The sequence below is a fragment of the Rhodococcus opacus B4 genome, from assembly GCF_000010805.1.
Classification (GTDB): domain Bacteria; phylum Actinomycetota; class Actinomycetes; order Mycobacteriales; family Mycobacteriaceae; genus Rhodococcus_F; species Rhodococcus_F opacus_C.
Map to the genome: position 1 here is coordinate 2,732,949 of NC_012522.1, position 12,435 is coordinate 2,745,383.

The 12,435-nt window shown below is 67.2% G+C and carries 14 protein-coding genes; 8 read left to right on the forward strand and 6 right to left on the reverse strand.

What is annotated here, in order from left to right:
• Positions 1 to 8: 8 nt before the first annotated feature.
• The 5 genes from ROP_RS12620 to ROP_RS12640 are packed head-to-tail and all read right to left on the reverse strand — an operon-like array spanning position 9 to position 5,543.
• Positions 9 to 1,325 carry an FMN-binding glutamate synthase family protein gene (locus ROP_RS12620; protein WP_012689743.1) on the reverse strand — a complete coding sequence of 439 codons (1,317 nt, stop codon included), beginning with the start codon at positions 1,323 to 1,325 and terminating at the stop codon, positions 9 to 11.
• Between the two features lie 10 nt (positions 1,326 to 1,335).
• Positions 1,336 to 2,034 (reverse strand): protein glxC, encoded by a 699-nt coding sequence (locus ROP_RS12625; protein ID WP_012689744.1) that lies wholly within the window; start codon positions 2,032 to 2,034, stop codon positions 1,336 to 1,338.
• Entirely contained in the window at positions 2,022 to 2,918 is an 897-nt protein-coding gene (locus ROP_RS12630; protein ID WP_012689745.1) for a class II glutamine amidotransferase, read from the reverse strand. Before ROP_RS12630 ends, ROP_RS12625 begins: the two co-directional genes overlap by 13 nt.
• Before the next feature lie 24 nt (positions 2,919 to 2,942).
• Entirely contained in the window at positions 2,943 to 4,304 is a 1,362-nt protein-coding gene (gene glnT, locus ROP_RS12635) for a type III glutamate--ammonia ligase (protein ID WP_012689746.1), read from the reverse strand.
• 45 nt (positions 4,305 to 4,349) lie between these two features.
• Positions 4,350 to 5,543 carry an NAD(P)/FAD-dependent oxidoreductase gene (locus tag ROP_RS12640; protein WP_012689747.1) on the reverse strand — a complete coding sequence of 398 codons (1,194 nt, stop codon included), beginning with the start codon at positions 5,541 to 5,543 and terminating at the stop codon, positions 4,350 to 4,352.
• 323 nt (positions 5,544 to 5,866) lie between these two features.
• Here ROP_RS12640 and ROP_RS12645 point away from each other — a divergent pair, with 323 nt between their 5' ends.
• From ROP_RS12645 to ROP_RS43180, 7 genes are all read left to right on the forward strand, one after another.
• Positions 5,867 to 6,250 carry a cupin domain-containing protein gene (locus tag ROP_RS12645; RefSeq protein ID WP_012689748.1) on the forward strand — a complete coding sequence of 128 codons (384 nt, stop codon included), beginning with the start codon at positions 5,867 to 5,869 and terminating at the stop codon, positions 6,248 to 6,250.
• Positions 6,251 to 6,268: 18 nt separating this feature from the next.
• Entirely contained in the window at positions 6,269 to 6,787 is a 519-nt protein-coding gene (locus tag ROP_RS12650) for a dimethylamine monooxygenase subunit DmmA family protein (protein ID WP_012689749.1), read from the forward strand.
• Positions 6,784 to 7,761 carry a PDR/VanB family oxidoreductase gene (locus ROP_RS12655; RefSeq protein WP_012689750.1) on the forward strand — a complete coding sequence of 326 codons (978 nt, stop codon included), beginning with the start codon at positions 6,784 to 6,786 and terminating at the stop codon, positions 7,759 to 7,761. Before ROP_RS12650 ends, ROP_RS12655 begins: the two co-directional genes overlap by 4 nt.
• Positions 7,758 to 8,756 carry a heme-dependent oxidative N-demethylase family protein gene (locus tag ROP_RS12660; RefSeq protein WP_012689751.1) on the forward strand — a complete coding sequence of 333 codons (999 nt, stop codon included), beginning with the start codon at positions 7,758 to 7,760 and terminating at the stop codon, positions 8,754 to 8,756. The genes ROP_RS12655 and ROP_RS12660 overlap by 4 nt, the downstream gene beginning before the upstream one ends.
• Positions 8,753 to 9,328 carry a TetR/AcrR family transcriptional regulator gene (locus ROP_RS12665; RefSeq protein ID WP_012689752.1) on the forward strand — a complete coding sequence of 192 codons (576 nt, stop codon included), beginning with the start codon at positions 8,753 to 8,755 and terminating at the stop codon, positions 9,326 to 9,328. Before ROP_RS12660 ends, ROP_RS12665 begins: the two co-directional genes overlap by 4 nt.
• Positions 9,329 to 9,367: 39 nt before the next feature.
• Positions 9,368 to 9,889, forward strand: a complete 522-nt coding sequence (locus tag ROP_RS12670) for a hypothetical protein (protein WP_193384853.1) — start codon at positions 9,368 to 9,370, stop codon at positions 9,887 to 9,889.
• Between the two features lie 177 nt (positions 9,890 to 10,066).
• Complete coding sequence (locus ROP_RS43180) at positions 10,067 to 10,213, forward strand: hypothetical protein (protein WP_158306506.1); 147 nt, start codon at positions 10,067 to 10,069, stop codon at positions 10,211 to 10,213.
• A 99-nt stretch (positions 10,214 to 10,312) separates the two neighbouring features.
• On the opposite strand, the gene ROP_RS12675 is transcribed toward ROP_RS43180, so the two are convergent.
• The gene (locus ROP_RS12675; protein WP_012689754.1) at positions 10,313 to 10,861 is read right to left on the reverse strand and encodes a HutD/Ves family protein; all 549 of its coding nucleotides are present in this window, start codon (positions 10,859 to 10,861) and stop codon (positions 10,313 to 10,315) included.
• A 201-nt stretch (positions 10,862 to 11,062) separates the two neighbouring features.
• Here ROP_RS12675 and ROP_RS12680 point away from each other — a divergent pair, with 201 nt between their 5' ends.
• Positions 11,063 to 12,418 (forward strand): ammonium transporter, encoded by a 1,356-nt coding sequence (locus ROP_RS12680; RefSeq protein ID WP_012689755.1) that lies wholly within the window; start codon positions 11,063 to 11,065, stop codon positions 12,416 to 12,418.
• Positions 12,419 to 12,435: the final 17 nt, after the last annotated feature.

Sequence of the window (12,435 nt, forward strand, 5' to 3'; positions counted from 1 at the left end):
GGAGCCGCCTACAGGGCGCCGGGGATCCAGGTGGTTCCGGCGAGGGGCACGCGGGCCATCGCCGACGCCTCGACGGTGAGGGCGACGAGGTCCTCGGGTTCGAGGTTGCGCAGGTGCGACTTGCCGCAGGCGCGGGCGAGGGTCTGCGCCTCCATGGTGAGCACCCGCAGGTAGTTGGCGAGCCGTCGGCCGCCTTCGACGGGGTCGAGGTTCTTCGACAGTTCCGGGTCCTGCGTGGTGATCCCGGCGGGGTCCTGCCCGGCCTGGAAGTCGTCGTAGAAGCCGGCGGCCGAGCCCAGTTCCTCGTAGTGCTTCGCGTAGCGGGGGCTGTTGTCGCCCAGCGCGATCAGGGCGGCGGTGCCGATCGCGACGGCGTCCGCGCCGAGGGCCATGGCCTTCGCGACGTCGGCACCACTGCGGATTCCCCCCGACACGATGAGCTGTACCTTCCTATGCACCCCGAGTTCCTGCAGCGCCTGGACCGCCTGCGGGATCGCGGCGAGAGTGGGAATGCCGACGTGCTCGATGAACACGTCCTGGGTGGCGGCGGTGCCACCCTGCATGCCGTCGACCACCACGACGTCGGCACCGGCCTTCACGGCGAGCTTGACGTCGTAGTAGGTGCGGGTGGCGCCGACCTTGATGTAGATCGGCTTCTCCCAGTTGGTGATCTCGCGCAGTTCGATGATCTTGATGGCGAGGTCGTCGGGGCCGGTCCAGTCGGGGTGCCTGCACGCGGACCGCTGGTCGACGCCCATCGGCAGGGTGCGCATCCCAGCGACGCGTTCGGTGATCTTCTGCCCCAGCAACATTCCGCCGCCGCCGGGCTTGGCGCCCTGGCCGAGGACGATCTCGATGGCGTCGGCCTTGCGCAGATCGTCCGGGTTCATCCCGTACCGCGACGGCAGGTACTGGTAGACGAGGTTCTTCGACTGCCCGCGCTCCTCCGGGGTCATGCCGCCGTCACCGGTGGTGGTGGACGTGCCCACCTCGCTGGCGCCGCGCCCGAGGGCCTCCTTCGCCTGCCCGGACAGCGCCCCGAAGCTCATCCCTGCGATGGTGATCGGGATGTCCAGGTGCAGTGGGAACTTGGCGTTCCGGTCGCCGAGCACGACGTCGGTGTCGCACTTCTCCCGGTACCCCTCGAGCGGGTACCGCGACATCGAGGCACCGAGGAACAGCAGGTCGTCGAAGTGGGGCAGCTTGCGCTTGGCGCCCCAGCCGCGGATGTCGTAGATGCCGGTCTCTGCGGCCCGCTGGATCTCGGAGATGACGCCGCGGTCGAACGTCGCCGATTCGCGCAGGGCCGGGTTCGGGGTGTTCATGACGGTTCTCCTAGTACGCGCTGGCGTTGTCGACGTGGAAGTTGTAGAGCTGGCGGGCGGAGCCGTAACGGGTGAACTCGGACGGGTCGGCGTCGAACCCGGCGGCGTCGAGCAACTCCCGCAGTTCGGTCAGGTGCTCCTCGCGCATCTCCTTCTTGATGCAGTCGGCGCCGAGGGAGGCGACGGTGCCGCGGACGTAGATCCGGGCCTCGTACAGCGAGTCGCCGAGCGCCTCGCCGGCGTCGCCGAGGACGACGAGACGTCCGGCCTGGCCCATGAACGCGGACATGTGCCCGATGTTGCCGCCGACGACGATGTCGACGCCCTTCATCGAAATCCCGCAGCGGGCAGCGGCGTTGCCGTCGATCACGAGCAGTCCGCCGTGCGCGGTGGCGCCCGCGGACTGGGACGCATCGCCCTTGATACGCACCGTCCCCGACATCATGTTCTCCGCGACCCCAACGCCGGCGTTGCCGGTCACCGTCACGGTAGCGTGCTGGTTCATGCCGGCGCAGTAGTAGCCGACGTGGCCCTCGATGGTGACGTCGATGTCGGAGTCGAGGCCGCAGGCGAGCGCATGCGCGCCCTGGGGGCCGGTGACGGTGACCGTCTTCGGCGCCTCGGGCGAGGTGAGCCGCTCGTTGACGGCCCGGGTGCTCGACGTCGCGAGGTCAAGGACAGTTGCTTCGGTGGTGGCTACCGGTGCCATACGTACACCTCTTCCGGTTCGGGCTCGAAGATTCGGGCGTTGTCGACGCCGGGCAGGTTCGCCAGGGCGCGGTATTCGGAGGCCATCGCGACCCACTGGTCGGTCTCGGCGATGACGGCGGGTTTGCAGGAGATGGCGTCCCGGACCACGGCGAACGAGTCGGCGGTCGAGACGAGCAGGGTGTAGAAGCCGTCGAACGTCTCGTTGAGCATCAGCAGCGCCTTCTCCAGGTCTACGCCCTCGGCGAGCTGCTTGGCGACGAACCGCGCCCCGACCTCGGTGTCGTTGGCACTGTCGAACACGACGCCGTCGCGCTCGAGCTGATGCTTGATGCTCATGTGGTTCGAGAACGACCCGTTGTGCACCAGGCATTCGTCGGGGCCGACGGAAAACGGGTGCGAACCCTCGGCGGTGACGGCGGATTCGGTGGCCATCCGGGTGTGCGCGACCCCCTGCCAGCCGCTGGCGGACGGCAGCCCGAACCGGTGCGCCAGGTCGATGGGATTGCCGACACCCTTGAGGACGGTCAGGTCGTCGCCGAAGCCGATGATTCGGGCCGACGGCACCACACTGCGGACGGCCGCCGCGAGGTCTTCCGCGCCGACGACGCCGTGCAGGATCGTCGTCGGGGTCAGGTCGATTCCGGTGACAGTGGTGTCGAGCGATGCCGACAGCGTTGCGGCGAGTTCTCCTGCGGGGATGGGGCAGTCGAGCAGCGAGACCGTGGACTCACCTTCCGGTGACCAGGTTCGGTCGCCGTAGATTGCCATCCCGGCGGAATCGGGTCCGCGGTCGCACATCTGCCCGAGCATGTCGGTGAGCAGGGCGCCGAGTTGTGGGTAGAGGGACGGCTCACGCAAGTGAAGTCCGACGATTCCACACATGGATGTCTCCTTTCGGGAGGTCTGTCAGAACGCTGTCAGGTAGTGGTCGAGTTCCCAGGGGGAGACGGTGTTGTGCCAGGCGAAGAACTCCTCGCGCTTGAGTTTCGCGAAGTACTCGGCGACGCCGGGGCCTGCGACGTCCAGGGCGCCCGTCACGATCGGATCGGATTCCAGTGCGTCCATCGCGTGCAGCAGCGTCATCGGCAGCATGTCGCTGGGGCTGTCGCCGGATCCGGGTGTGCCGGGGTCGAGATCCCGGGCGATGCCGTCCAGTCCGGCGGCGATGGCGGTGGCGGCGGCGAGGTAGGGATTGGCGGAGCCGTCACCGCCGCGCAGTTCCACCCGGTTCTTGTCGGGCACCCGGAGGTAGTGGGTGCGGTCGTTGCCGCCGTAGGTGGCGTACCGCGGCGACCAGGTTGCGCCGCTGCTGGTCGAGGTGGCACCGGTTCGCTTGTAGGAGTTGACGGTCGGGGCGATCACACCCTGCAGAGCGCATGCGTGCTCGAGGATGCCGGCGATGAACGCGTACGCGGTCTTCGACAATCCCAGCCCCTTGGGGTCGTCACCGTCTGGGAACACCGAACCGGCGTCGTTCCACAGCGACAGGTGCAGGTGCATGCCGGACCCGGTGCGGTCGGAGAACGGCTTGGGCATGAACGTGGCCTTCATCCCGCGCTTCTCGGCGATCACGGACAGCAGGTACCGGGCCGTGATCACCCGGTCGGCGGTGGTCATCGCGTCGGCGTAGTCGAAGTTCTGCTCGAACTGACCGTTGCCGTCCTCGTGGTCGTTGGCGTAGTTGCCCCACCCGAGCGTGTTCATGGCCTGGGACACCTCGGTCAGGTGGTCGTACATCCGGGTGACGTCGCGAGCGTCGTAACATGGCTGACGACTGACGTCGGCGGTGTCCGCGGTGGTGAGGGCGCCGTCTCCGGTGCGGTTGACCAGGAAGTACTCGATCTCCGCGCCGACGTTGACGGACAGGCCGAGATCGGACGCCTTCTTCAGCGTCTCCTTCAGGATCACCCTCGGCGCGTACGGCCAGGGTTTGCCCTCCACGTGCGGATCACAGTGCACGATCGCGAGTCCAGGCTTCACGAACGGGATCGGGGTGAACGACGAGACATCCGGCACGGCAACGAGATCGGAGTCCTTGGGCTCCTGTCCCATGTGCCCCGCCGCGTAGCCGGCGAAGCCCACGCCGTCGTCCTGCAGCTGCTCGACGGCCTCGATCGGGACGAGTTTCGCGCACGGCTTGCCCGACAGCGTCACGAACAGGGCGAGGATGAAGGTGGTCTCGGTGGCCCGGGCCACCTCGGACAAGGTCTGCGGTGGGGATGTCACGATGTTCTGCGCGGTGAACGCGTCAGCTGTGTCGACAGCCATGGTGAACTCCTGAACTGGTGGTCTGCGGGTGAGGTGGGGTGTGGGTCAGCGCATTTCGCCGGCGCCCTCGTAGGGGTGCAGACTGAAGAGGAGGTCGCCCTCCTCGAAGCGCGAGTAGCGGAAGTCCGACGGCTCGACATTCGGAAGGGTGGTCGTGCCGTCGTCGAGCAGCATGTCGGCGACGAGACGCCCGACCGCCGGGGAGATCTTGAAACCGTGACCGGAGAACCCGGTGGCCAGGAACAGTCCGTCGACCGGGGCGGGCCCGATGATGGGGTTGTAGTCGGGGGTGACGTCGTACGCGCCGACGTAGCTCGAGGTGATCCGCGGGTCGGGCATGTCCGGCAGCCGGTTGCCCAGCTTCATGATGTTCTTCTCGATGGTGGAATCGTCGGCGCGGTTGCTGTAGTTGTCGGGATCGATGTACTGCGGCGCGGCATGGTCACTGTTCCCGACGAGCAGTTCGCCGTTGGGTTCGCGGCAGATGTACTGCAGTCCGGCGAGATCCGACAGCACCGGCACCTCCGGCGTGGGCACACCCTGGTCGATCAGGACGAGTTGCGCGCGTTGCGCTTTCACCGGGATGTCGACGCCGACCCCGGCACCCAGCTCGGGCGCCCACGGACCGGTCGCGAGGATCACGTGCTCGGCGTGCACCTCGTCGCCGTTACTCAGGGTCACCCCGTAGACGCGGCCGTCGGCGTTCTGCAGCATCGACGCCACCGGCGTGCTCTGGCGGATCTTGACGCCCAGTTTGCGGGCGGACGCGCCGAAGGCCATACCGGCCATGTACGCCTCACCGCGGCCGCCGAGGGGCTCGTAGGCGAAGGCGGCGAAGTCGTCGAGGTGCAGTCCCGGCCACAGCTCGGCCATCTTGTCGTGGCCGATGTAGTCGACGTCGATGCCGAGGCCCTGCATCATCGCGACGTTCGCCTTCAGCGGGTCGATGTTGTTCTCACCGACGCCGACGACGTAACCGCACTGCCGGAACGCCATGTCGTCGCCGAAGATCTCGGTGGCCCGGGTGAAGATGTCGACGCCGTACCACGACATCGCTGCCAGCGACGGTGTGCCGTAGTGGCACCGGACCACGCCGGACGACTTGCCGGTCATCCCCGAGCACAAAGTGCCGCGCTCGAGGACCAGGACGTCGGTCTCTCCGCGGTCCGCGAGCGACCACGCGATGGCGAGACCCTCGAGTCCCCCACCGACGATCACGAACTTTGCTGTCTCTGTCACGTTGCTTCCTTCATTCGGCCGGAGGGTCGGGCACGGGGCTTGATAGCGGTTCGTTTCACCTCATGAATCGCTGTTGTTCACTATGAAACAGTTCTACTATGTCGAACGCGTTACGGCAATGTTGTTGATGGATCACCAATCCACGCCGCAACCTGGGTCTTTCCCTCACGATTGCAACGATGACCTGCGTCTCTACGGAATCGGACAATTGATTTACGTCGAGGAAATATGCGGTGTGGTTTCCTGTTGCTACTTCACGTTTCACAACGTGAGGGCACAGCAAGTAACACCTCGGTAGTCCCCAACATCTGCAGGGAGAACCCATGTCCACGACCGACAAGCCCACCGCCACCGCGTTCCGTGTCACCGCCGGATTCCACGAGAACCTGCCGCAGATGCCGGTCTCGGAGTACCCGGGCACCAGGGGCTACATCGATGACGTCTTCGCCAACCCGGACGGCTCCGAGATGTCCGCCGGCTACTTCGAACTCCAGCGCACCGACGCCCCGCTCGACTATTACTACGCGTACGACGAGATGAAGGTCGTCCTCGAAGGGGAGTTCACCCTCGAGAATCTCGACACCGGCCAGGTCGAGGTGGCGAAGGCGAAGGATGCGATCTTCTTCCCCAAGGGCTCGCGAATCCGCTTCACCACCCCCGACCGCGCGCTGGCCTATTTCGTCGGCCACCGTTCCTTCGCGCCCTGATCCGCGATGGCGGTCTCGATGAGGTCGACGAGCGTCCCACGGTGGCGATCCGATTACTCGGCCGTCGACGACCTGGCGGCCGGCGCTCTCGTCACCTGCTATGCGCTCGTCTCGGACGGTTCGGTCAGCGATCGAGTGCTGCGCGAACTGTCCGAGCGGGTCGCCCCGGTGCCGACTCGCGCGTTGGTCGTCGGCGACGTAGACGGATCCGGGCTCGACGACCTGCTGTCCGAGGCGCGCGTCGGCTGGCGTTTCGTCGTCGCTGGTTCCGAACGGACGGTGGCCACAGTGCGCTCCCGCGTGATCTCCGTGGGCGCACTGCCCGCGGAGATTGCCGCCGTGATCAGCACCCCCGACACACCGGTGCGTGACGTGTTCTGCGCGCATTGCCACACGACGTCTCCGAATGTCGCGATCGCCGTCGGCGGGGCGACGCGGTGTGCGGGGTGTTCCGAGCAGCTGACCGTCTACTACCACTTCTCCCGACGCCACAGCGCGTACCTGGGATACCGAGCCGACGCGGAGGAACTGCCATGACGATGACGCTCGAAACGGTTGCGGGCGAGGGAGTTACCGGCACGCTCGCCTTGACAGTGCGCGAGGCCCGACTACTGTGCCCGGGCGTCCGGCACGTCGTCCTCGCGGCCCCGGGCGGCCGCGCGCTGCCGACGTTCACCCCGGGCAGCCATGTCGCGGTGAACTGGGCCGAGGGCCGGCACAACTCGTATTCACTGACGGGGCCGTCGATCGAGCCGGACCACTACGCGATCTCGGTCCGGCTCGACGAGAGCGGCCACGGCGGTTCGCGCTGGGTCCACGACCTCCAGCCGGGGCAGACCGTCCGGGTGAGCCGTCCGCGCAGCGCGTTCGCGCCGATCCTCAACGCCCGGCACCACATCCTGGTCGCGGGCGGGATCGGTGTGACCCCCATCCTGTCGCACGTGCGGGCCGCCCTCGAATGGGGTCGGTCGTTCGAGGTGATCTATTCCTTCCGCGACCGTCAGGGGGCGCATGCCGACGAGCTGGCGGCGCTGTGCGGCAACCGGCTCGTCACAGTGTCGTCGCCCGACGAACTACGCGAGATCCTGGTTCCCGCGCTGGCGGACCAACCACTCGGAGCTCACGTCTACACGTGTGGACCCGCACAGATGATCGCCGCGGTCGCGGAGTGGGCCCGCGACTGCGGCTGGCCTCCGGGCCGCGTGCACTCGGAGGCGTTCGGCGCCGGTTCACTGCCCGAGGGAAACCCGTTCGCCGCCAAACTCGGACGCACCGGGATGATCGTCCCCGTCCCGTCGGGAACCAGCCTTCTCGAAGCCTTACTGGACAAGGGAATCACCGTCCCGAACCTGTGCCGGCAAGGAGTGTGCGGCGAGTGCCGGCTGTCGGTCCGCGGAGGCGAGGTCGAGCACCGCGACATGTTCCTCACCGACGAGGAGAAGGCGTCCGGAGATTCGATCATGCCCTGCGTGTCGCGGGCCGTAGGAGACCGATTGGAGCTGGAATTGTGACATCGACCGACTTCCGCGCCGAGCACATCGCGCGTTTTCCCTTTCCCTTCCCCCGCGATCAATACCGCTACAGCACCAACGTCGAGCCCGCCGGGAATCCCACCGACACCGTGGCCGGCAGCTGGGGCGGCACCCGCATCGCCATCGACGACCACTACCACCGGGAACTCGCCGAGCGCGAACGAATCCTCACCGCGGACCCGTCGCGGCATCAGTGCCTGCCCCACATGGTCCCCGCCGCGTGGGACGCGATGCTCACCCTGATGCGCACCCTCGCTGCCGAATACCCCGACTCCATGGCTCTCGAACGTCGCGGGGCCACCTGGTTCTGGCGGAACGACCTCCTCGGCATCGAGCACAGCTTCACGTTCGGCGACTTCGCCACGTTGCCGGCGCCGCCACTGGTGTACATCTGCGGCCAGATCCAGGAAGACGTCGTACTGCTCGATCAGCGTGAGGGGCAGCTGTGGGGCGACGCCGGGCTGGTGACATTCGCGGCGGACTGGTCCTTCGGATTCGACGTGGGCATGAGCTTCCTCGAGATCCACGGCCCCGTCCCGCGTGTGCACAGCGAGAAGATCATCACCCGCGCCCACAACTTCCTGATGCGGCTCGAACCCGGTCAGAGCTACCGGCGCACCAACTGGACGCTGACCGTCGACGGGAAACTCGACACGTCGACCGAAACGTACCCCGAGTGGGGCAAGGATCGGCGCACCCTGGCCGACGGACCGCTCGACGCGGTCGGCGACCGCCTGTTCCTGAGAACCGAAGTGCAGCACCTGATCCGGCTCGCGCACTCCGGCGCCGTCATGTTCCTGATCCGGACGTATCTGCTCCCGTTCCGGGACGTCGCGTCTGTCCCGGAGTGGGGTGCACGACTGTACAGGGTCCTCGAGGACCTGCCGGTGGACATGGCCGAGTACAAGGGCATCAGCCGCACCCGGGAGCCCGGGATGAGATGGCTCGCCGCCCACGGGAGCGTCGAGCCGTGACGCTGGCCGGGAGACGCCCGCAACGTGCGGCGAACCGGGGAGATCAGGATCTCGACCTCGTTCTCGCCACGGTCTCCGTGATCGCCCGCGACGGCCTGCGCGGGCTGACGACCCAGGCTGTCGCCCGGGAGGCCGGTGTCTCGATCGAGGGCGTCCTGCGCAGCGTCGGGTCGACGGACGCCCTCGTCGACGCCGCGCTCCGCTACGCGCTGGACAAGAGCGCGGGTGTCTTCGCCGACCTCGCCGACGGTGCTTCACTCGACCACTTCGTCGAGCACCTCACGGACCTCGTCGCCCGCGACCCCGACCTTCAGGTCTTCCAGTACGAGCTGATGCTCGAATCCCGGCGGACGCCGCGCCTCGATCCGCACGTGAAACTGCTGTATGCCACGTACATCGAGGCGACGTCCCAGGCGCTGACCCGCCTGGGCATCACCGCCGACGAGGACCTGACGCTCCTGGTGTACTCGGCGATCGAAGGATTCATCATGCACCAGCTCGTCGCGAAGGATCGTCCCGCCACCGAGCGGGCCATCGAGCGCCTGCGCCGGATCCTGTCGACCGCACGATAGGGAAATCTACGATGGATGCGACAGAAGCGACGATTACGTATGAGTTCGGTGCGCAACGGCCTTCTCTCGCTGGTCGCCTCCGGCCCCACCCTCAGCGCTTCAATCGCCTCGGCGGTGCCCGCGCACGCGGTGACAGAGTCGATCGCGCGGGCACGGATCGAGACCACGGCCCGACAGGCGATCTTCGAGCATCCGCTTCTCGAAGCGAGCGATGTCGCCGATGTCCTGCGTTTTCGCGACAGAAACCGACGCAGCCCCGCCAGTCGGTTGCGCGAACGCGGAGACATCGTCGGATACGAGATCGGCGGCCGCTACCTCTACCCCAGCTTCCAATTCGACTCCGCGACCGCGAAGGTCCGGCCTGTGGTCGCCGAGATCAACCAACTCCTGAACGCCAAGCACGACCCTTGGGGAGTGAGTTCGTGGTGGACAAGCCCATCCGGGTGGCTCTCCGACGGGCAATCGCCCGCCGACCTCGCCGCGCAGGGCGGGCAAGACGATCGGATCCGCGACATCGCCCACCATCCCCGGCGGTGCCCGATTCGACAGCCTCACCGATGATTACGCCTACACCTATCTCGGCGACTCACCCGAGGCAGCCGTCACCGAGACCCTGTGCCGGGACCTGGCCGGGACCGCTCGCCCCCGATTAGTGCCGCGCGCCCGAATCTCCGGTCGAGTGCTGAGCCGACTTACCGTCATCACCGAGATGACCGTGATCGCGACCGGTTCGCCTGGATGCTCACCACCGATCCCTCCTGCACCATCCATCCCGCTCTCACCGTCAACAGCGATGATTCCGTGTCTCTCCAGAGCACGATTGGTCTTGTGCTCGTCGAGCGGATGCTCGCGTACTACAACGCGACCCTGGCCTCGACAGTCTGATCGACAATCTGCGAACGAACGGGTGGTGATGCACGGTGCATCACCTGATGCGTTGCCCCCCAGGTGAGTGGCGAAGTGTGCCCCGGCACGCTTTGCCGCTCACCTGGGGAGGATCTCGGCGATCACGACCGACGCGGGTCCGGACAGGGGTACGGATCCCCGCTCGACGAGCAGGCAGTCGCCGGGTTCGACGGGACCGAGGTCTGTCCTCAGTTGCCCTTCCAGGACCAGGACCGCGACGGCCACCCGATCGTGGGCGCCCACCTCGTGGGCGATCCCGATGTCGACGATGTTCACCGAGGCAGCGGTCGTGGACCGGTGGATCATGACGTTGAACGCCTCGGTCGGCCCGGCGGCCGCACAGACGGGGCCGTTCTCGCCGGCGAAGGGCGTCGGGCGCAGACGCTGAATCGTGGTCGGGGTGTCGCCGAAGTCGAGCGAGACCGGATGGTCGCCGATCACCGTGAAAATGCGGTCCACCTCGGGGAACGGCGAGAACGTCGAACTTCCGCCGAGGGTCGCGACGCTGAGACGCCACCGGGACGCGACACCGGTGGCAATCTCCGCGGTGGTTCCCGCACCGTTGGCCCACGGCGTGATCCGGCGATCTGCACGACGGATGATGCGGGCCTCGCGCACTGTATTCACACATTCTCCTCACCGACGCTGTCCACTGTCACGATACGTTGTCTAACAAATGCGGGCACGGCCTCAGGATCAAATCCGTTACCCATTCGTCACGCGGCGCACTATTTCCGCAATCTGCACTTTGGTTCACTGACGCTAGACATTGATTCCCAACGGCGGACGCTGCGAGCGTCCCGCCATCCTCGATCAAGGTGGACGACTATGAACGAAGCAGTCGCTGCGGCCGACACCGCCTGGATTCTGGCGGCCTTCACGGCGGTGAGCCTGATGGTGCCGGGCCTGGCCATGTTCTACGGCGGGATGGTCAGCGTGCGCAACACGCTCAACATGGCCATGATGACGTTCGGCGCGTTCGCCGTCGTCGGCGTGCTGTGGATCGTGTTCGGCTACTCGGCCGTCCTGGGCAACTCCCTCGGCGGCCTCGGCCTCCTGGGCGACCCGCTCGAGTTCTTCGGCTCCAGTTCGCTGCTGGAGGCGCCGGCCGAACCGGGACTTCCGCCCGCGCTGGTCTCCGGATTTCAGCTGTTGTTCGCCGGCATCACCGTGGCACTCATCTCGGGTGCGCTGGCCGACCGGATGAAATTCGGCGCCTGGATGCTGTTCGCCGGATTGTGGGCCACATTCGTCTACTTCCCCGTCGCACACTGGGTGTTCGCGTTCGACTCCGAGGACGGATCGGTGATCGGCGGCTGGATCGCCAACACCCTCGGTGCCATCGACTTCGCCGGCGGCACGGCGGTGCACATCAACGCCGGCGTCGCCGCCCTCGCCGTCGTCCTGGTGCTCGGTGCCCGCAAGACGTTCCCCGTCTCGCCGCGCCCGCACAGCCTTCCCCTGACGATGCTCGGCGCCGGCATCCTGCTCTTCGGCTGGTTCGGGTTCAACGGCGGCTCGGCACTGTCCGCCGGAAACAGCGCGTCTGTCGTCATCCTCAACACCGTCGCCGCGGCGTGCGCAGGCATCTGCGCGTGGCTGGCCGTCGAGAAGCTGCGAGAAGGCCGGGCCACGTCGCTCGGCGCGGCATCCGGGCTGATCGCCGCCCTGGTCGCCATCACGCCCGCCTGCGGCGCCGTCTCGCCCCTCGGTGCGTTGGCGGTCGGCGCCGCCGCCGGCGCGGTCTGCTGCTTCGCGGTCTCCTGGAAGTACCGGCTCGGCTACGACGACGCGCTCGACGTCGTCGGCGTGCACCTGGTCGGCGGCATCCTCGGCACCGTGCTCATCGGATTCCTCGCGGATCCGGCGGCTCCCAACGGCGCAGCGGGACTCTTCTACGGCGGCGGATTCGACGTACTGTGGCGCCAATGTGTCGCTGTGGCAGCCGTTCTCGTTTACTGCTTCGTCGTCACCCTGGTGATCGTTCTCGCACTGAAGAAGTTCGTGGGCATCCGGGCCGACCAGGAAAGCGAATACGACGGTCTCGACGTGTCCGTCCACGGCGAGACGGCGTACGTGCTCGACGCCGTCGGCCTCACCGGCGCTTCCAAGCACGGCTCCGACGCGGTGCTCGGCGCGGAGGCCATCACCGCGGAGGCGGTGGGAGACCCCGCGAAGGCCTGAGCGCCAAGCGACATCGA